The following is a 20,111-nucleotide window of genomic DNA, read 5'->3' as shown; positions in this document are numbered from 1 at the left end:
TCAGCGTTCTCCGGTGATGATGCGGCGGATATTGGTGTTCAGGATCACCGCACCCAGCAGGATGACGCCCAGGAACACCCGGAAGAGCGAGCTTTCGACATCCGCGAAGAACAGCCCCTGCTGGACCACCCCGAAGATCAGCGCCCCGAGCGCGGCCCCGATCACCGAACCGTAGCCCCCCGTCAGAAGCGCGCCGCCGATGACCACCGCGATGATCGCCTCGAATTCCTTCAGCAGGCCGCGATCCGCACCGGCCGAGCCGAACTCCATCACCTGGCAGACCGCGAAGACGGTCGCGCAGAAGGCGGTGAACATGAACATGAGGATCTTCACCTTGTTGACGGGAACGCCGGAATTGCGTGCCGCCTCGGCATCGCCACCCGCGGCAAAGATCCAGTTGCCGAATTTCGTGCGGGTCAGCAGGACATGGCCGAAGATGATCAGCGCCAGTGCCCAGACCAGCAGCATGGGGATGCCGTCCACCATCGGCTGTCCCGCGCGGGTGCCCCGGTCGAAGACGCCGATCAGCCCCATATCGCCCAGCCAGACGAACAGTCCGCCCAGGATCTTGCCGCCGAAGACCGCACCCAGCCAGTCGCCTTCGGCCGCGTCGCGGATGCCGCCGATGATGGTCTTCCGCTCGATCAGCTGCGGCAGGAAGATGGTGAATCCGCGCAGGATGAACAGGAAGGCCAGCGTCACGATGAAGCTGGGCAGCCCCGTGCGGACCACGATCCAGCCGTTCAGCGCCCCGATGGCCACGCAGAGCGCGAAGGTCGTCAGGATCGCCAGCCACATCGGCCAGTCCAGCGTGACGCCCAGGATCGCGACGATCATGCCCGCAAAGCCGATCATGGAGCCGACGGACAGGTCGAACTCGCCCGCGATCATCAGCAGGCATGCACCCACGGCGATGATCATGAACTGACCCGACACGACGGCCCAGTTCATTACACCCTGGCTGTTGAACATGCCGCTGTCGAAGGCGAACAGCAGGAAGAAGGTGAAGACCGCGACCGTGCCGACCATTCCGCCCAACTCGGGCCGGATCAGCGCGCGGCGCAGGGCCGATATTTCCTTGATCCGCTCGTCCTGGGACGGCGGGGTTGCAGCTGCGTCGCCCATCAGCGCGCTCCTGTAGTATGTTGGACCTTGGGACGGGCGCCCGAGGATCGGGCGCCCGAAGGATCGCGTATCAGCGGTACTCGCCGGCGAATTCCTCGACCTTCTCGAGGCCTTCGGCGGTCACGAAACCCGGACCCGCATTGATGTTGTTGCCCGGAAGCACGCCGTAGCGGTGATAGTTCGTCATGATCACGACCGGCAGATAGGCCTGCAGGAAGGGCTGCTGGTCGATGCCCCATTCGATGACGCCGGACTTGATCGCCTTCACGATTTCCTCGCCCAGGTCGAAGGTGCCGAAATAGATGTCTCCGGCCAGGCCGATCTCGTCCAGTGCCAGAAGTGTCGGATCCGCCGACACGGGCCCGAGGGTCAGGACCGCGTCGGTATCGGGATTGGCCGACAGATAGGCCTGCACGCGGTTCTTGATCTCGGACGGGTCGGCGCCGCTGTCCAGCATCGACGATCCCAGTTCGACCCCCAGGCCGTCGGCAAAGCCCTGGCAGCGTTCCGCCAGCGTGGGCTGCTGGATGGCATGGTTCACGCAAAGGAAGGACCCGATGCCGTCATCCTTGGCGCGCTGGCCTGCGGCAAAGCCCGCGTCGTATTCGGGCTGGCCCACATACATGAGCGCACCGACCTCGCGGGCCTGTTCGGCGCTTCCGGTATTCATGATGATCACGTCGACCCCGGAGGCAACCGCATCCATGATCGGCGCCTTCAGCACGTCGAAATCGGCCAGCGTCGTGATGATGCCGTTGGGCCCCGAGGCCGTGGCCTGTTCGATGATGCGCGCCATGTCCGCGATGTCGCCGGTCGGCGGGTTGCGGTATTCGACCTCGACATCCATCTGCTCGCCCGCAAGGGCGATGCCGTTCTTGATGGTGTTCCACCAACTGTCGCTGTCGGGGGCATGGCTGACAAGGATGTATTTCTCGCCCTCGGCCATGGCGGCCAGCGGAGCGGGGGCGATCGCGGCGGCGATCAGAAGCGTGCGAACCGTTCTCTTCATTGAACCCTCCCAGATTCGTCATGCGAGCAAGGCTTTCGGCCTTTCCTCCTGTCCTGATGAAACCATACGTCACGTCACTTTGCAACCGGTTGCAATACCGCCCTGCGAAAACTAATGTCCAATCCTGCACTATCGGGATAACGGAATGCGAAACCGCAGCGGAGCCGTCATGGTCGTCACATTGAAGGAGGTCGCCGAACGTGCGGGCGTCAGTCGGTCGGCTGTTTCGCGGACCTTCACGCCCGGCGCTTCGGTCAGCGACAAGACGCGGCGCAAGGTCGAACGTGCCGCCAAGGAACTGGGCTACAGCCCGAATGCGCTGGCGTCCTCGTTGACGACGGGCCGGACCCGGATGATCGGGCTGGTATCGAACAACTTCCACAACCCGATCTTCCTGACCGTCTTCGACCAGTTCACGCGCGGCCTGCAGGCCCGTGGTCTCCGCCCGCTGCTCGTCAACCTGACCGACGAGGCAGAGCCCGCGAACTCGGTCAGGATGCTCCGTCAATATTCGGTCGATGCGGCGGTGATCGCCTCTTCCACCCTGCCGCCCGAATTCTCGCAGGCGTTCCGGGCCGCGGGGGTTCCGGTGGTGAACGCTTTCGGGCGATATTCCAGCACCCCCGACGTGCATGTGGTGGGGATCGACAACATGGAATGCGGGCGGATGGCGGCGCGAACGCTGCTTGCGCGCGGCTATTCGGATGTGGCGTTTCTTGGCGGCCCGGCGGCGGCAACCTCGACCCAGGATCGCCAGGCGGGCTTCATGTCGGAACTTGCCGCGCATCCACATGTGAAGGCCAGCGTCAGCCACGCCCGCGCCTACAGCTTCGAGGCCGGCCGGGACGAGATGCAGCACCTGCTGTCAGGGAAACCTGCGCAGGCCTATTTCTGCGGGGATGACGTTCTGTCCATCGGTGCCATTTCGGCGATCGCGGATGCCGGGCTGAATGTTCCCGGCGATATCGGCATCATCGGCCTCAATGACATGGAGATGTCGGGCTGGGAGAATATCGGCCTGACGACGATCAGGCAGCCCATCCGCGAGATCGTGAATTCCGCGATCGAGCTGATGGTGGCGACGATGGACGATCCCGACCGCTATCCCGAGGCGCGGCTGTTCCCTTGCAACATCGTCGAACGGAAGACGCTGCGACCCCTGCCCGATCGGGGTTGACGGCGGCCCCGAAGGGCCGCCTGTCGTTCAGCGAAAGATCGAAGGACGCGCCTCGACCCATTCGCCTTGACGCTTGGCCGAATCCACGGCGGCATGAACCGCCGCCATCGACCGCACCCCATCTGCGGCCAGCGGCAGCCCGTCACGGTCATGGCCCGCAATGGCATCTGCCAGGTCGCAATAGATATTCGCGACCGCCAGGGGGAAGCCTTCGGGATGCGCAATGGCCACCCGGCTGAGGCGCTGCGCATCCTCGTGCAGCCCGCCTTCGCCCTTCTCGATGATCTGCGTGCGGCCGCCGACAGGGGTATAGATCAGCTGGTTGGGCTGTTCGGATGCCCAACGCAGGCCGCCCGTTTCGCCGAAGACCTGGATGTCGAAGCCGTGCTGCCGCCCGATGGCGACCGAGGATGTCCATAGGCGCCCGACCGTTCCGCCCTCCATCCGGAAGTTGACCATGGCGTCGTCTTCCAGTTCCCGGCTGGGAATGGTCGAGGCGAAATCCGCCGACAGTCGTTCAACCTGATCGTCGGCGATGAAGCTTGCCATGTGCAGGGCATGGATGCCGCAATCGGCGAACTGACCAGACACCCCCGCCATCGCCGGGTCATAGCGCCAGCGCACACGCGGGTTGTCGGCATCAGTCGCATCGCCGTGATGGCCGTGGCTAAAATTGGTGACGACCAGCCGAACCTTGCCGATCTCTCCATGCCGAACCATCGCGCGGGCCTGCCGGACCATCGGATAGGCCGAATAGCAATAGTTGACGGCGCAGATCTTACCAGTTCGCCGGGCAATCTCGACGATCTCCTCGCCCTCCTCGACGGTCATGGTCATCGGCTTCTCGCACAGGACGTTGAAGCCGGCCTCGAGGAACGCCTTGGTGATCTCGAAATGGGTGGCGTTCGGGGTGGCCACTGTTACCAGGTCGATGCGATCGTCGCGATTTCGCTCGCCTTCCAGCATTTCCTGCCAACCGCCATAGGCGCGGTCGGCGGCAATACCCAGCCGGGTGGCGTATTCGCGCCCGACCTCGGGGCGGTGATCCAGCGCGCCCGCCACGAATTCGAAGCGGCTGTCGGCAAGGGCGCCCAGACGGTGTGCCGGGCCGATCTGACTGCCCTCGCCCCCGCCGATCATGCCCCATTTCAGTTTCGTCATGGCCTGCCCCTCAGTTGAAGCCGATTGATTCAAGATATTCGCGGTTCGCGCGGCTGTCCTCCATGGGGGTGACGTCCATGGTCGGATCGCAATCCTGCTCGACCGTGCACCAGCCTTCGAAGCCCGCATCCAGCAGCACCTGACGGACCGCCGGGAAATCGACATCGCCCTGGCCCAGCCTGCAGAAGATCCCCTGCCCGCAAGCGTCGTAGAAGCCGGTGCGGTTCTCGATCACCGAGGCCTTCACTTTCGGATCGATATCCTTGAAATGCATATAGGATATGCGGTCGATGTGACGCTTCATGAAGGCCACCGGATCGAAGCCTGCATAGGAATGGTGGCCGGTGTCGAAACAGATTTTCAGGATCTTCTCATCGACCTCGTCCAGCAGGCGCTCCAGCTCGGGCTCGAAATCCATGAAGCCTGCGGCATGGGCGTGGATGCCGACCGTCAGGCCGTATTCCTCGGTGCCGATGCGGGCGGATTCCGCGATGCGGTCGCGGAAGGCCTGCCATTCGGCGCGGTCCATCTGCTCGGCCTCGGATGCGCGCCCGGCAGTCGGGGCGCGGCGGGGCGAGATGGAATCGATCAGGACCATGTGCTGCGCACCATGGGCCTTCAGCGCGCGTGCGGTGCGGTGGGTGGCATCCAGCACCTCGTCCCACGCGGCGGGGTCGTGATAGGGACGAAAGACCACCCCGCCGATCAGCTGCAGATCGTGTTCCGCCAAGGCACCGGCCAGGATCGCGGGGTCTTCGGGCATGAAGCCCACGGGACCAAGCTCGATCCCCTTGTAGCCGGCCTGGGCGCATTCCTTCAGCACCTGGCGCCAGTCGGGATTGCGCGGGTCGCCGGCAAATTCCACACCCCAGCTGCAGGGCGCGTTTCCGATACGAATGCTCATCTGGTGTTCTCCGATGATCAGATGTCTTGAATGTCGATCCAGCGACGGTCGCTGGCGGATCGCAGGGCGGCCTGGACGACGCGCGTCACCTCCAACCCGTCGCGGAAGGTCGGCCAGACCGGCTGCCCGGTCTCGATCGCCTTGAGGAAATCGCGTGCCTCGATGATGATCTGGTCCTGGTATCCGGTCCCGTGGCCCGGCCCCAGGCAGAATGGTTTGTAATCGGGATGCGCCGGACCCGTCAGGATCTTGGTGAAGCCCCGCGTCGCCTCGTCCCCCTCCATCCGGTACAGCCAGATCGCGTTCTGGTCTTCCTGATCGAAGCGGATCGTACCTTTCGTGCCCGTGATTTCATAGGCATAGCCCATCTTGCGACCGGTCGCGATGCGCGAGAAATACATCTGCCCCATCGCGCCGCTGTCAAAGCGCACCATCATCTGGGCGTGGTCGTCATTCGTGACCTCGCCGCCCGGTCGGGTGGCGTGAACGGTCTCGACCTCGGCCATGACGCTGGCGATGGGCCCCATCAGGGCAAGGGCGCCGTTGATCATGTGCGGCGCCAGATCGCCCATCGTTCCATTGGCCATGCCCGTCGTACGCCAGGTCGCGGGGGCCTGCGGATCGGCATAGAAATCCTCGGTATGTTCGCCACGGAACATGGTCACCTTGCCGATGACCCCGTCCGCGATCAGCTGCCGTGCATATTGACTGGCAGGGGTGCGGATATAGTTGAAGCCGACCATGTTCGCCTGGCCGCTTGCCTCGGCCGCCGCGACCATCGCCTGGCCGTCCTCGAGCCCGGCGCCAAGCGGTTTTTCGCAAAAGACGGGCTTGCCGAGCGCGAAGGCCGCCTCGGCGATCTGGCGATGCGTTTCCTGGGGCGTGGCGATCACGATGGCCTCGACCTTCGGATCCTGGACCAGTTCACGCCAATCCGCGGTCGCGCGGGCGAAGCCGTATTCGCGTCGGTACCTCTCCGCGCTGTCCGGGCGCGATGCGCAGATCATTTCCAATCGCGGGCGCAGCGTCGTGGCAAAGATCGCACCCACCGCCGCCATTGCGACCGAATGCGCCTTGCCCATGTAGCCGCCGCCCAGAACTCCAATTCCGATTTCGCGCAACTTTCGTCCCCTCCTCCGAAAATCAAATTGCAACCGGTTGCAAAATTAGTATCGTCAGATTCGACGACCCGCAAGACGCAATCACCAACGCCTTCAAAATTCCACGAGGCCGGCATCATGACGCAATCGACCATCCGCCTGACCACCGCGCAGGCCATCATCCGCTGGCTGGCGAACCAGTACATCCAGATCGACGGGACCGAACATCGCATCTGCGGGGGCGGCTTCGGCATCTTCGGGCATGGCAACGTCACCTGCCTTGGCGAAGCGCTGAACGACATGCGCAAGGAACTGCCGCTCTATCGCGGGCAGAACGAACAGAGCATGGGCTTCGCCGCTGCAGGCTATGCCAAGCAATGGCTGCGGCAACGCTTCATGTTCTGCACCGCATCGGCGGGGCCGGGCACGTCGAACCTGCTGACGGCCTCGGCGCTGGCCCATGCGAACCGCCTGCCGATGCTGATGCTGTGCGGGGACAGTTTCGTCACCCGCCTGCCCGACCCCGTCCTGCAGCAGATGGAGAATTTCAACGACCCGACCTTCGGCGTGAACGACGCCTTTAAGCCGGTGAGCCGATACTGGGACCGGATCGCGCATCCCGCGCAGATCCTGCAATCGCTGCCGAATGCGCTGGCGACCCTGCTGGACCCGGCCGATTGCGGCCCGGCCTTCATCGGGCTGCATCAGGACGTTCAGGGCTGGACCTACGACTATCCGACGGTGTTCTTCGAAAAGAAGGTCCATCGCATTCGCCGTCAAACCCCGGACGAGGCCGAGATCGCGGACGCCGTGGCCATGCTTGCAGGGGCACAACGCCCGATGATCATCGCCGGCGGGGGCGTTCAATATTCGCGCGCGGTCGCACAGCTGACGGCCCTGGCCGAGGCGCATGACATCCCGGTGGTCGAAACCATCGCGGGCCGCGCCAACATGCTGGACAGCCATCCGCTGAATATCGGGCCGATCGGCGTCACCGGCTCGGACAGCGCCAATGCCATCGCCGCCAAGGCCGATGTGATCCTGGCTGTCGGCACGCGGTTGCAGGACTTCACTACCGGCTCCTGGACGGCCTTTGCGCAGGATGCCCGCTTCGTTTCGGTCAATGCTGCGCGTCACGATGCCAGCAAGCACCTGTCCCTGCCCGTGGTGGGCGACGCGAAGCTGTCGCTGCAGGCATTGCAGGCGGGCCTGGACGGATACCGCGCCCCGAGCGATTGGGTGGATTTTGCCAAGGGCGAACGCGCGACCTGGAACGATTACGTGGCCGAGAATACCCGCGCCGGGAACGGCCCGAACAGCTATGCACAGGCCATCGGCGTGGTGAACGCGCTGTGCGACAGCCGCGACCGGATCGTGGCCGCGGCAGGTGGCCTGCCGGCCGAGGTCACCGCCAACTGGCGCACGCTGGATACCGGCACGGTCGATGTCGAATTCGGTTTCAGCTGCATGGGCTACGAGATCGCGGGCGCATGGGGGGCGCGCATCGCGCAGGCCCAGCAGGAACCCGATCGCGACACGATCACCTTCTGCGGCGACGGATCCTATCTGATGCTGAACTCGGACATCTACAGCTCGGTCCTCAGCGACAGGAAGCTGATCGTGATGCTGCTGGACAATGGCGGCTTCGCGGTCATCAACAAGCTGCAGAACAACACCGGCAACGAAAGCTTCAACAACCTGATCGCGGATTGCCCGACCGTGACGCAGCCCTTTGCCGTCGATTTCGCGGCCCATGCCGCGTCAATGGGGGCGACTGCCGAGCGGGTCGAGAACCCAGCCGAGCTGGCCGAGGCCTTCAAGCGCGCCAAGGCCAGCGACAAGACCTATGTCATCGTCATGAATGTCGATGCCTATGAAGGCTGGACCAAGCAGGGCCACGCCTGGTGGGAGGTCGGCACCCCCCATGTCACCGACAACGACAAGGTGCGCGAGGCGCATCTGGAATGGGAATCCGGTCGAGCCAACCAGCGGAAGGGCGTGTAATGCAGGCCCTGCTGGATGCCATCGCCAAGCGCAGTTTCGTCGTCTTCGGCCGCGCGGGCATGGACCTGTTCGCCACGCCCCCGGGCGTGAAATCCGAAGACGCGGACAGCTTTCAGGCCGATCTGGGCGGATCGTCCGCCAATATCTGCGCGGGCCTGGTCAAGCTGGGCTGCCGGGCGGCGCTGGTCACCAGCGTCTCCGACGATGCGGTCGGACGCTTTGCCACCAACCGCCTGCGCCATTACGGGGTCGATACCCGGTATCTCCAGGTGGTGGGCGGGGAATACCGCCTGTCGCTGGCGGTGTACGAAAGCCGGATCGAGGATTTCCAGAACGTCATCTATCGCAACGGGGCCGTTGATTTCCAGGTGACCGCGCAGGATGTCGATCGCGTCGACCTTGCGGATTTCGGGGCATTGATCACGGCAGGCACGGTCTTTGCCGCAGAACCCGCCCGAGGGGCCACGTTCCACGCCTTTGCCAAGGCGCGCGAGGCCGGTCTGCCAGTGATCTTCGATATCGACTATCGCCCGTATTCCTGGCCCTCGCCGGAAATTGCGGCCGAGGTCCTGTCCCGCGCCGGGGCCGAAAGCGACATGATCGTCGGAAACGACGAAGAGTTCGGCTTCATGGCGGGCGGGATCGACAAGGGGCTGGCCAAGGCCCGCGAACTGGCGGCCCAGGGCAAGCTGGTCATCTACAAGATGGGCCACGAAGGCGCGATCACCTTCGCCGACGGGCAGGAAATCCGGACCGGCATCTTTCCCGTCACCGCCATCAAGCCCAATGGTGCAGGCGACAGCTTCATGGCCGGACTTCTGGCGGGCATCGCCGACGGTCGCCCCCTGCGCGAGGCCGTCCTGCGCGGTTCGGCCTGCGCCTCGATCGTGGTGTCGCGGCCCGGCTGCGCACCCGCCATGCCCGATACCCAAGGATTGAACGAATTTCTTGCCGCCCATCCGGGCGCAACGGATTGCTGAAGGGAAGACCCATGCATATCGCCCCCCATGACAACCGGAACAAACCCATCGTCGATGTCGACGATGCCTTGGTGCCGCTGAACTACTTCAACATCGTCAAGCTGACGCAGGGCCAGTCATTCGACTATGCCGTGCCCGGCTACGAGACCTGCGTCGTCCCCGCCACGGGCACCGTCGACGTGACGGTCGACGGCGCGCATTTCCCCGATCTGGGCAACCGGACCGAGGACGTCTGGGACGGTGAACCCGAAGGCGTCTATGTCCCTGTCGGCGCGAAGGTCCGGCTGACCTGCAAGTCGCCCAAGGCCGAGGTTTTCATCGCCGGGGCGAAATACGACCGGGTGCTGGAACCCTTCGACGTGCGCGCCCCCGATCTGGACGTGGTGCAATACGGGTCCGACGACACCAAGACCCACCGCAAGATCAAGCATATCCTGGGCGCGAACCACCATGACCGCGTGGGGCGTCTGCTGGTCTCGGAACTGTTCACGGTGGGCGAAGGCGGCTGGTCGGGCTTTCCCAGCCACAAGCACGACACCGACCGCAAGGCCGCCGATGGCAGCATGGAGGAGACCCGCCACGACGAGACCTACAATTTCCGCTTCAAGCCGAATTACGGCTCGGGGGTGCAGATGCTCCAGCGCGAGGATGGCAAGCCGGGCGATGCCTACCACATCGTGGACGGATCGACGATCTGCCTGGACAAGGGCTATCACCCCTGCGCGGTGCTTCCGGGTTACCAGATGTATTACTTCACCATCCTGGGCGGTCTCAGCCAGCGCAGCCTCAAGCAGCATTTCCAGCCGACCCATGCACATCAGCTGAAGACCATCCCCGGCATCATGGACATGGTAAGCAGGTTCAAATGACGCTCGTGACACTCAGCGACGTGCTGCAACCGGCGCTGCGGCAGGGCCATGCCGTGGCGGGCCTCGTGACCCTGGGGTGGGAGGACATGCGCGCCTTCGTCGCCGCCGCCGAGGCCGAGGATTGCCCCGTGATCCTGCAGGCCGGGCCAAGCTGTCGCGCGCATACCCCCCTGCCGGTCCTGGGCGCGATGTTCCGCCACCTGGCGCAGAATGCCTCGGTGCCCGTCGTGGCGCATCTGGACCACGGCTATACCGCCGAGGAATGCCGTCAGGCCATCGATTGCGGCTTCACCTCGGTCATGTATGACGGGTCGCGCAAACCGTTGGAGGAGAACATCGCCGAGACCCGCCGCATCGTCGAGATGGCCCATGCAGCAGGCATATCCTGCGAGGGCGAGATCGGCTTCGTCGGTTATTCGGGGGGCGACGGATCGTCCGGGACGGATCCGGCCGAGGCCGCCCGCTTCGCGCGCGAGACCGGCGTCGACGCGATGGCCATATCGGTCGGCAACGTTCACCTGCAGCAGGATCACGAAGGCGGGCTGGACGAGGATCGTATCCGCGCCATCGAAGCGGTGACCGATCTGCCGCTGGTGATCCATGGCGGATCGGGCGTGCCCATCGCGCAGCGCCGCGCGCTGGCGCAGGGGTCCAGCATCTGCAAGTTCAACATCGGGACCGAGCTTCGGATGGCCTTCGGGCGTTCGCTGCGCGAAGCCATCGACCGCGACCCCGCCCGCTTCGACCGGGTGCAGATACTTTCGGAAACGCACGAGCCCATGGTGGCCGCCGCCCGCAGCATCCTGCGGGCCTTCAAGGGAGCATGAGATGCTGAGAATCGGACTTCTGGGCTGCGGCAGGATCGGACAGGTCCATGCAAGATCGATAGGCCAGATCGAAGGCGTGCAGGTGTCGGCCGTCGCGGATGCGGGCGCCGAGGCGGCGCTGGCGCTGGCTGCACGAACCGGTGCCACGGTGATGACGACCGACGCGCTGATCGCCAGCGAACAGGTCGATGCGGTCGTGATCGGCACCCCGACCGACACGCATTTCGATCTGATCCATGCCGCTGCCCGCGCCGGCAAGGCCATCTTCTGCGAAAAGCCGGTCGACATGTCCGCGGACCGCATCCGCGCCTGCGCCAAGGTCGTTCAGGAAGCGGGCGTGCCCTTCATGACGGCCTTCAACCGCCGCTTCGACCCGAATTTCGCGAATGTCCGGGCCCGCATCGCCGCCGGAGAGATCGGCCCCGTGGAGATCGTGACCATCCAGTCCCGCGACCCCTCGCCCCCGCCGATCGGCTATGTGCGCAGCTCGGGCGGGCTGTTCCGCGACATGATGATCCACGACCTGGACATGGCCCGCTTCCTGCTGGCCGAGGAACCCGTCAGCGTCTATGCCGTCGGTGCATCGCTGGTCGATCCCGCCATCGGCGAGGCGGGCGACGTGGATACGGCCGCGGTGACCCTGACCACCGCCAGCGGCCGCATCTGCCAGATCACCAATTCGCGTCGCGCCAGCTATGGCTATGATCAGCGGATCGAGGTGCATGGCCAGAAGGGCATGCTGCGCGCCGAAAACATGCTGGAAAACACGGTCGAGCTTGCGGATGCGGGCGGTTTCCGCAGGGCCCCGGCGCAGCATTTCTTCCTTGAACGCTACGAGGCGGCCTATCGTGCCGAGATGGCGCATTTCGTGGCAGGGGTCGCGGGCGGAGGGGCGATTCTGCCCGGCATCGATGACGGGTTGCGCGCACAGCTGCTGGCCGATGCAGCCACGCAGTCCTGGCAGGAGGGAAAGGCGATCCGGCTGGATTGATCCGCAACGGGCGGATACGCGGGGTCGGCTTCATACCGTGGTCTCGGTCGCAAAAACCCGACGCTTGGCTGGCATCGGCAGATGCGGACCCAAGGCATGAACCGACCCCGCGATTGCCGCAATCCGTCGGACCATCGGCCCGGATCGCCCGGGCATTGCCACCGGAAGGACGATACCGGAGACAACATGCGGGACAAGTCGCCGATCGGGTGGGGTCGGACTTGTCCCGCAGCCGGCCTCGGTCCGCCCCATTTTCCCCTTCACTAGCCGATGAACCGGACACCCGTCACGACAAAGACAGCCAACATGACGGTCTGGGCCACGATCAACGCGATTGCGGTTCCGCCGACATCAAGCATCCGCACAAGCGATGTCTTGATCCCAACCGCGGCGATCGCGACCAGCAGCGCCCAACGGCTGACAGTTTCGCAGAATGCGGCCAAGGCTGGCGGGATCAGCCCCATCGTGTTCAGCGCGGCCAGCATGAGGAAGCCCGTGACGAACAGCGGCAGAAGGGGCGGACGTTCCCCTTCACCCTGAAGGCCGCCCGCCCGCATCGCGATCGAAAACACCAGCACCACTGGGGCAAGCATCGACACGCGGATCAGCTTGACCAGGGTCGCGGTTTCCCCGACCTCGGGGTTGATTGAAAATCCCGCGCCCACGACCTGGGCCACATCATGGATCGTCCCGCCCAGGAACACCCCCGATTCCAGCGCGTCGAACTGCAGCCAGCGGGCCAGAAGCGGATAGAGGATCATCGCGATCGTCGACAGCAGCGTGACCGAGAGGACCGTGAAGGCCAGGTTGCGTTCGGACTTGTCCGTGCGCGGCAGGACCGCGGCGATGGCCATGGCGGCCGATGCCCCGCAGATCGCCACCGATCCGCCCGTCAGCAGGGCCAAACGCCATCCGCGCCCCATGATCTTCGCCGCCAGCAGGGCGAACGCGATGGTGAACACCACCCCGCCGATCACGAGGGCGATCATGCCCGGCCCCAACTGCGACAGCATCTGCGCCGAAATGCGCGCGCCCAGCAATGCCACCCCGATCCGCAGAACCGACTTGGCCGCATATTCGACGCCTCGGACCGTCCGGGTTCCGTCCTCGGCCAGGAAGTTCAGCGACAGGCCCAGCAGAAGCGCCATGAGCATGGCCGGTGCGCCGTAATGTTCGGACAGGAACTGCGCGGTGATCGCCACAAGCACGGATACCGCGATGCCCGGCAACAGCGCGCGACCTTGCACAAGGAGGCTGTTCGGCGTCGGCATGTCGAAGCCCGCGCTCATGCCCCCACCGACGCCTTCGAACCGGCAGCCGCGATCTGAGCCAGCAGCGCATCGTCGATTTCGATGCCGTTCCGGGCAACGTCCTGCCGCATTTGCGTCCGGCGGGCACCGGGCAGCCGTGCCCCGGGATCGCCCTCGACCGCCGAGGCCAGGTCGTCGAAACGCTGCAGCGCATCCGCGGGCCGAGGCATCTGTTCCTGTCCCTCGAGTGCGCGAACGATGCCCGTGACATGGGCGGTCGCCCCCGGACCGAATGCGCCCGGATCGATGGCCAGGATCAGTTGCCCCACCCCCGGCGGCGGCCCTTCCGCGGTAAAGAACGACGACGCCTCATGCGCGAAGTTCGCGCCGACCAGCCCGGCCGCCAGCAGCTCGACCATCAGTGCCAGCGCGGTGCCCTTGGCATCCCCCATGGGCAGCATGGTTCCTGCCAGTGCCGCACCGGCGTCCGTCGTGGGCCGCCCCTCGGGATCCAGCGCCCAGCCTTCGGGTATCGGTTCGTTGCGCTGATCTGCCGCCATGACCTTGCCCCGCGCCACCTTCGACAGGGATATGTCGACCACGATCGAGGGTTTCCCGGCGGGCCGTGGGGCGGCGAAAGCGATGGGGTTCGTCCCGAACAGCGGCCTTCTGCCACCCCAGGGGGCCATCGCGGCCGGGGCATTGGCGAACATCATCGCGACAAGCCCCGCATCGGCCAGACGCTGAACGGTGACACCCGCCACGCCGCAGTGATGCGAATTGGCGATGCCCGCCACGGCAATGCCCTGCCGGGGCGCGGCAGCCGTCAGCCATTCCACTGCCACATCCAGCGCCGGATAGGCAAAGCCGCCCCGTGCATCCACCCCGAGCGCCCCGGGCCGCGAATGGTTCCGGACGGGTTGCGCCATGCCGTCCACCTTGCCGCTGAAGGCCTGCGCAGCATATGCGGGCAACCGGCGCAGGCCGTGACCGGATTGGCCGGCCTCTTCGGCGGCGACCAGTGCGCGGGCCACTGCGGCTGCATTGGCCGGTGCCGTGCGGCATCGCAAAAGCGTCCGCACGACCAGATCATGCGCCTCTGTCGGGGTCAGGTTCGCCATGCTTCAGACCCTTTCCTTCAAATGAGCCAGCACCTTGTCCGCGATCAGGTTGCTGACGCGAACATTCGATTCCTCGGTCACGCCTGCCACATGCGGGGTCAGGATCACGTTATCGATGCCCGCCAGCCGCGACCCGGCCTCGGCCTGAAGCGGCTCGGTCTCGAAGACATCCAGTGCCGCACCGGCCAGGCGCCCCTCGCGCAGTGCCGATGCCAGCGCGTCCTCGTCCACCACGCCGCCGCGTGCGGCATTGATCAGGACGGCGCGCGGCTGCATCCGCGCAAGGGCGGCACGGTCGATGACATGCCATGTCTGCGAGGTCAGCGGCACATGCAGGCTGAGAACATCCGCACCCTCCATCAGCTGCTCGAAGCCTACGCTGGTCGCGGCGGCCCAGGCAGGATCCCCCGCGGGCAGATGCGGATCATGAGCGATCACCTGCATGCCAAGCGCCCTTGCGCAGCCCGCGACCTGTCGCGCGATGGATCCGAAGCCCAGAAGCCCCATGACGCGCCCCGACATCTCTCGGCCGATCAGGGACTGACGCGGCCATTCCCCTGCCGCGACGCGGTCGCTTGCAAGATATGCCCCCCGCAACAGCATCATCGCGGTGGTGATGACGTATTCGCAGACCGCCAGATCGTTTGCCCCGGTCGCGGGCCAGACGGTGATGCCCCTCTCCTTGCAGGCAGGCAGATCGATATTGTCCAGGCCCACGCCCAGTCGACCGACTGCGCGCAGCCCCGGCGCGGCATCCAGCAGCGCGGCGTCCACGCGGGTCCGGTTGCGCACGATCAGCACCTCGGCCGAGGCAATGGTGCGGCGCAGGTCGTCCGGTCTGTCGACCAGATCGGGCTGGTAGGCGGTAGAGGTCGCGCCCGTCAGTCGGACGACTGCATCCTCGTCCATGAATTCGGAAATAACGATGCGTGACATGTCGCTCCTTTCGAGGGTCATCAGGGAAGCAGGCCGGTGGGCATGGGTATGTTCAGCACCCTAACCATCAGCAGATAGAAGGCGCCGACCATGATCAGGACGCCCATGGCATAGAGGCAGAGCCGCACGAGGCCAAGCCGACCGAACTGCCCGGTCAATGTCAGGATCATGCAGGCCAGGATCGAGGTCGTGAACATGCCCAGATGCGGGAACAGCAGCGCCCAACCCAGCATCGTCGCGCCCAGGACAAGCCCGCGGCCGGTCGCATCGTCGGATGGGGGGGCCAGCGTCGGGGCGGGACCGCCCCGCGCCGACCGCACGGCCTGCACGACCGACAGCACCGCCAGCACGACTGCCACGGCCAGCGGAAATGCAGCCGCCATCGCCCCCAGTCGGCTTGCCTGCAGGATCATCCAGACCGCAAGCCCCAGGAACACCAGCGCTCCGACCAGTCCCGGAACGTCGCCCCCTTGTCGGGGCGCCACATCGGCAAGCTGCCCCTGCCGCCTGCGCCGCAACAATGGCAGGCACAGGGTCGCGGCGATCAGCGCGACGATCCCCCAGCTGATCGGACGGTTCAGCAGCAGCTGGCCCATGAAATCGCCCCTGGCGCCGCCGATCATCCAGGCACGCATGAAACCCTGTTCGGCGATCTGGCCCAGCACCAGGCCCAGCACGATGGGGGATGCGCCATATCCGCCGCGCGCGGCTGTCCATCCGATCAGCCCCATCACGACCATGACGAGCACGTCATGCGGGTTGGCATGGATGGCAAAGCTGCCGACGATGGTCATGTAGGCGATCAGCGGGACCAGCATCGCCTTGGGCACGTTCGCGATGAAGCGGAACGCATAGCGCCCAACCACCAGGCCCGTGGGCAGCATCAGCAGCGTCGCGACCAGCAGCCCCGTCATGAAGACGTAGACCGTGCCGTCGCCCGACTGGAACAGCGCAGGCCCGGTCCGTATGCCCTGGACCATCAGCGCCCCCATGATCACCGCATCGGGGGGTGTTCCGGGAATGCCCAGCACCAGGGTGGGGATGAACCCGCCGCCGACGGTGGCGTTGTTCGCGCTCTCGGTGGCCAGCAGGCCGCCCGGCTCACCCTTGCCGAACGCTTCGGCGCGAGGGGACGCCCGGCGCGCCTCGGCATAGGAAATGAGCGAGGCGATGGATCCGCCCGCGCCCGGCAGGATACCCACCAGCGTCCCGATCAGAGACGACCGAAGCAGGTTCACCCAATCGCGCAGCGCGATGCCCAGGGCCTCGAACAGCCGGAACCCGCGTGCCGGGGCGGGCTCCAGGTGCTGCCCCTCGCCCGCCACCATGCCGATCAGCACCGGGATGCAATAGAGCCCGATCAGCGCCGCGACGATGTCGATCCCACCCAGCATCAAGGGCATTCCGCCGGTAAAGCGGACGTCGCCGCCGATCACCGCCACGCCGATCATGGACAGGAACAGGCCGAACATTCCACCGATCATGCCCTTGACGACATTGCCCTGCGACAAGGTGGCGATCAGGGTCAGACCCAGGATCGCCAGCCAGAAATACTCTGTCGATTGGAAGGCCAGTGCCAGGGTCGCCAATCTGGGCGACAGCGTCATCAGCAGGATCGCCCCCACGAGTCCGCCGACCACGCTGGCGATGGTCGCAAGTGTCACGGCCAGGTCGCCATCGCCGCGCTTGGCCATCGGAAAGCCGTCGAAGGTCGTGGCGATGGCCGATGGGGTGCCGGGCGTGTTGACCAGGATCGCGGCAAAGGCCCCGCCATAGATCGCGCCGGTATAGATGGCCCCCAGCATGATCAGCCCCGATGCAGGGTCCATGACGAAGGTGAAAGGTACGAGAACCGCGATGGCCATGGTCGCGGACAGGCCCGGCAGGGCGCCGATCACCGTGCCCGCCAGCACGCCCAGGAATGCCAGCCCGACATTGACCGGGCTGAGGGCCGTCAGAAAGATGCCGATCGGATCCGCCATGATATCCCCCGATGAACGGAATGAATTTGGGTCTTCGGATGCGGCACCGGGCGGCGCCGCATTCTCGGGACGGTGTCAGTCCTGGCGGTTCAGCTGGCGCGCGACCTCTTCATAGGCGGCCTTTCGTTCGGCCATGAATTCACCCATCCGGGCATAGGGAACGTCTGCCATCGCATAGCCGTCAGCCTCCATCCGCGCGCGGAATTCGGGGTCGGCATTGATCGCGGCGATCGTGTCGGACAGCTGTTCGCGCAGATCCTCGGGGGTCGAGGACGGCACGGCAATGCCACGATACGCGCCACCGACCATGTCGATGCCCAGTTCGCGGAAGGTCGGCACGTCGGGGAACAGCGGGTGGCGTTCTTCGGTCGCGACCGCCAACATGCGAACCGCGTCCGCCTGCCGCGCCGCCACGGTGGTATAGCCCCACAGGATGTCGACCTCTCCGCCCAGCAGACCGGATTCCGTGGACCCCGTCCCGCTATAGGGGATGTAGGTCGTTTCGGTCCCGGTCCGGTTCGCGAAGACCTGGTTCGCAACGTGGTTCGCGGAATTGGTCCCCGTCCCTCCGGCAATCACGCCACCGGGATTGGCCTTCGCCGCGTCGATCACGTCCTGCACGGTCTGAAAGGGGCTGTCATTGCGCACCAGCAGCGCATCGGGGGTGAAATGGAACATGTAGATGTTGGTGATGTCGTCCGTGGCATAGCCCGGATCCTGCAGCATGGGTTGCAGTACGATATGGGGCAGGTTCGTCCCCATGATCGTCATGCCGTCGCCGGCATATCCGTTCAGTCCCGACCAGGCCTGAGCCCCGCCCGCGCCGGGCAGATACTGCACGATCAGGTCCTGGCCCGTCACCTTGCTGAAGAACGGCTGCTGGTAACGCGCGGTGATGTCGCTCTCGCCGCCCGCGTTGAAGGGGATGATGTAGTTCACAGGCCCATCGGGCCATGCGAATGCCGCCGGGGCCTGCATCACGACGATGGTCGCGGCAGCACCGATCAGGCGACGAAGCTTCGTCGTTCCGAACATGTCCATTCCTCCCGTTATGAGACCGCGGGCAGCGATACCGCCCGCGCCTTGGGGCATCCGCCGGCCCCCTCCTCAAAGGGCCGGCGGCGCCTTGCGCGATCAGGCGCTGCGATAGAGCTTGGTCATCGAGAATTCGCGATGCCCGAGCGCTTCGGCGGCGGTCGCGCGACCGTTGGCGGTGCGCACGATCATGTCGATCAATGCATCGCCCGCCTCGTCGATGGTCTGTTCCCGGCTGAGAACGCCGGTCACGTCCACGTCGATATGTTCCGACATGGTGCGCAGCGTCCGGGGGTTGCCCGAAATCTTGATGACCGGCACGATCGGGTTGCCGACCACGTTGCCCTGGCCCGTCGGGAAGGTGTGGATGACATATCCCCCCGCAGCCATCAGCGTGACGCATTCCGCGGCCGCGGACGAGCTGTCCATGAAATACAGCCCCGGCCCCTTCGACGGCGCTTCGGCCGGGCCCATCGCGTCGATATAGCTCGACTTCTTGCCGATCTTCTCGAGATTGCCGAGGGCCTTTTCCTCGATCGTGGTCAGGCCGCCCAGGATGTTGCCCTTGGTGGGCTGGCTGTCGGACAGGTCGTCCGTCTGATGGGCGAAGATCACGTCGTCGGAATAGGCCTGCCAGATCTTCTTGAACTTCGCCGCAGCCTCGGGGGTCGCCGCGCGCTTTTCACAGATATGTTCGGCGCCGGTAATTTCCGAAGTCTCGCCGAAGCAGCCATAGAGCCCGTGCGGCAGCAGCTTGTCGTACATGTTGCCCACCGTCGGGCAGGAGGACAGACCCGTGGTCGTGTCACTCTCGCCGCACTTGGTCGAGACCCACAGCTCCGAGATCGGGCAATCCTCCTTCTGCAGCTCTGTCGCCCAGTGGACATATTCCTTGGCCTGCCAGCTGGCCTGGCGGATCGTCTCGAAATCGCCCTTCTGCTCGATCGAGAAGCCGGTGACGGGCTTGCCGGTCCTGGCGATGCCATCGACGATCACCTTCGTCCATTCGGGCTCGATCCCGATGACGACGACCGCGGCCACGTTCGGGTTCGCGCCCGTCCCTATGATGGTGCGGAAATGCAGGTCCAGATCCTCGCCGAACTGCAGGCGACCATAGGCATGCGGGATGGCAAGGGTGCCCTTGACGTTGTTCGCGACCGCCTCGCAGGCCGCGTTCGAGATGTCGTCGACGGGCAGGATGACGACATGGTTGCGAACGCCCACGCGTCCGTTCTCGCGGCGCCATGCGCTGACGGTCGTGTTGCTGATATCCAGGGCCATGCTTACCACCGTTTCGTCTTGCAATTGTGGGTGTGGACATGCGCGCCCACCTCGGCGTCACCGACCATCTTGCCGATGTCCTCGCCGTATTTCATGACCGTATCCCCGGCCTTCAGCGGCTTCAGCGCGACCTTGTGGCCGATCTGGATGTCGGCCTTGGCGGTCAGCCGGAAATCCGAATTGTCTGCGGTGACCACGCACAGCATGTCGGTGCCCGCGGCGAGGTTCTCGACGACGACGACGCCGACATTGTCCTCGTGGTCGTGGACCAGAAGTTGCGGATTGCTCAAAGGATCTCCTCCCTTTCCTCGATGTGTCTTTCCCTGACTCGGGTAATAACAGATATAACTACTCTTATA

The 20,111-nt window shown here is 65.2% G+C and carries 18 protein-coding genes; 6 read left to right on the top strand and 12 right to left on the bottom strand.

What is annotated here, in order from left to right:
- Window positions 1-1,125, bottom strand: coding sequence for an ABC transporter permease (locus KO490_RS09540; RefSeq protein ID WP_216019193.1), 1,125 nt, complete (start codon window positions 1,123-1,125; stop codon window positions 1-3).
- Between the two features lie 70 nt (window positions 1,126-1,195).
- On the bottom strand, window positions 1,196-2,134 hold the full coding sequence (locus tag KO490_RS09535) for a sugar ABC transporter substrate-binding protein (protein WP_216019192.1): 939 nt from the start codon (window positions 2,132-2,134) through the stop codon (window positions 1,196-1,198).
- A 169-nt stretch (window positions 2,135-2,303) separates the two neighbouring features.
- On the opposite strand from KO490_RS09535, the gene KO490_RS09530 reads away from it, so the two are divergent.
- The gene (locus tag KO490_RS09530; protein WP_216019191.1) at window positions 2,304-3,311 is read left to right on the top strand and encodes a LacI family DNA-binding transcriptional regulator; all 1,008 of its coding nucleotides are present in this window, start codon (window positions 2,304-2,306) and stop codon (window positions 3,309-3,311) included.
- A 27-nt stretch (window positions 3,312-3,338) separates the two neighbouring features.
- Here KO490_RS09530 and KO490_RS09525 read toward each other — a convergent pair whose 3' ends face one another.
- Genes KO490_RS09525 through KO490_RS09515 form a run of 3 tightly spaced genes read right to left on the bottom strand, consistent with a single transcriptional unit; the run spans window position 3,339 to window position 6,497 of the window.
- Window positions 3,339-4,472 (bottom strand): Gfo/Idh/MocA family protein, encoded by a 1,134-nt coding sequence (locus KO490_RS09525; RefSeq protein ID WP_216019190.1) that lies wholly within the window; start codon window positions 4,470-4,472, stop codon window positions 3,339-3,341.
- A 10-nt stretch (window positions 4,473-4,482) separates the two neighbouring features.
- A complete protein-coding gene (locus tag KO490_RS09520) occupies window positions 4,483-5,376 on the bottom strand; it encodes a TIM barrel protein (protein WP_216019189.1) in 894 nt (297 codons plus the stop codon).
- A 17-nt stretch (window positions 5,377-5,393) separates the two neighbouring features.
- Window positions 5,394-6,497: a Gfo/Idh/MocA family protein gene (locus KO490_RS09515; protein ID WP_216019188.1), complete on the bottom strand. Its 1,104-nt coding sequence runs from the start codon at window positions 6,495-6,497 to the stop codon at window positions 5,394-5,396.
- 117 nt (window positions 6,498-6,614) lie between these two features.
- Here KO490_RS09515 and iolD point away from each other — a divergent pair, with 117 nt between their 5' ends.
- Genes iolD through iolG form a run of 5 tightly spaced genes read left to right on the top strand, consistent with a single transcriptional unit; the run spans window position 6,615 to window position 12,147 of the window.
- Window positions 6,615-8,480, top strand: a complete 1,866-nt coding sequence (iolD, locus tag KO490_RS09510) for a 3D-(3,5/4)-trihydroxycyclohexane-1,2-dione acylhydrolase (decyclizing) (protein WP_216019187.1) — start codon at window positions 6,615-6,617, stop codon at window positions 8,478-8,480.
- A complete protein-coding gene (gene iolC / locus KO490_RS09505) occupies window positions 8,480-9,460 on the top strand; it encodes a 5-dehydro-2-deoxygluconokinase (protein WP_216019186.1) in 981 nt (326 codons plus the stop codon). Before iolD ends, iolC begins: the two co-directional genes overlap by 1 nt.
- A gap of 11 nt (window positions 9,461-9,471) precedes the next feature.
- Window positions 9,472-10,329, top strand: coding sequence for a 5-deoxy-glucuronate isomerase (locus tag KO490_RS09500; protein ID WP_216019185.1), 858 nt, complete (start codon window positions 9,472-9,474; stop codon window positions 10,327-10,329).
- The gene (locus KO490_RS09495; protein WP_216019184.1) at window positions 10,326-11,156 is read left to right on the top strand and encodes a class II fructose-bisphosphate aldolase; all 831 of its coding nucleotides are present in this window, start codon (window positions 10,326-10,328) and stop codon (window positions 11,154-11,156) included. Before KO490_RS09500 ends, KO490_RS09495 begins: the two co-directional genes overlap by 4 nt.
- A gap of 1 nt (window position 11,157) precedes the next feature.
- On the top strand, window positions 11,158-12,147 hold the full coding sequence (iolG, locus tag KO490_RS09490) for an inositol 2-dehydrogenase (protein ID WP_216019183.1): 990 nt from the start codon (window positions 11,158-11,160) through the stop codon (window positions 12,145-12,147).
- 263 nt (window positions 12,148-12,410) lie between these two features.
- Here iolG and KO490_RS09485 read toward each other — a convergent pair whose 3' ends face one another.
- The 7 genes from KO490_RS09485 to KO490_RS09455 all read right to left on the bottom strand — a co-directional run bounded on the left by KO490_RS09485 (window position 12,411) and on the right by KO490_RS09455 (window position 20,042).
- Entirely contained in the window at window positions 12,411-13,418 is a 1,008-nt protein-coding gene (locus KO490_RS09485; protein WP_216019293.1) for a YeiH family protein, read from the bottom strand.
- 14 nt (window positions 13,419-13,432) lie between these two features.
- On the bottom strand, window positions 13,433-14,518 hold the full coding sequence (locus KO490_RS09480; protein WP_216019182.1) for an Ldh family oxidoreductase: 1,086 nt from the start codon (window positions 14,516-14,518) through the stop codon (window positions 13,433-13,435).
- A 3-nt stretch (window positions 14,519-14,521) separates the two neighbouring features.
- The gene (locus KO490_RS09475) at window positions 14,522-15,454 is read right to left on the bottom strand and encodes a hydroxyacid dehydrogenase (RefSeq protein ID WP_216019181.1); all 933 of its coding nucleotides are present in this window, start codon (window positions 15,452-15,454) and stop codon (window positions 14,522-14,524) included.
- A gap of 20 nt (window positions 15,455-15,474) precedes the next feature.
- Entirely contained in the window at window positions 15,475-17,436 is a 1,962-nt protein-coding gene (locus tag KO490_RS09470) for a tripartite tricarboxylate transporter permease (protein ID WP_216019180.1), read from the bottom strand.
- Window positions 17,437-17,511: 75 nt separating this feature from the next.
- A complete protein-coding gene (locus KO490_RS09465; RefSeq protein WP_252727102.1) occupies window positions 17,512-18,471 on the bottom strand; it encodes a tripartite tricarboxylate transporter substrate binding protein in 960 nt (319 codons plus the stop codon).
- 99 nt (window positions 18,472-18,570) lie between these two features.
- The gene (locus KO490_RS09460; protein WP_216019179.1) at window positions 18,571-19,752 is read right to left on the bottom strand and encodes a UxaA family hydrolase; all 1,182 of its coding nucleotides are present in this window, start codon (window positions 19,750-19,752) and stop codon (window positions 18,571-18,573) included.
- Window positions 19,753-19,754: 2 nt separating this feature from the next.
- The gene (locus tag KO490_RS09455) at window positions 19,755-20,042 is read right to left on the bottom strand and encodes a UxaA family hydrolase (RefSeq protein WP_216019178.1); all 288 of its coding nucleotides are present in this window, start codon (window positions 20,040-20,042) and stop codon (window positions 19,755-19,757) included.
- Window positions 20,043-20,111: the final 69 nt, after the last annotated feature.

This window comes from Paracoccus sp. C2R09 (genome assembly GCF_018860625.1).
In the GTDB taxonomy this organism is placed as follows: domain Bacteria; phylum Pseudomonadota; class Alphaproteobacteria; order Rhodobacterales; family Rhodobacteraceae; genus Paracoccus.
This window is presented reverse-complemented; position numbering and strand designations above follow the sequence as displayed.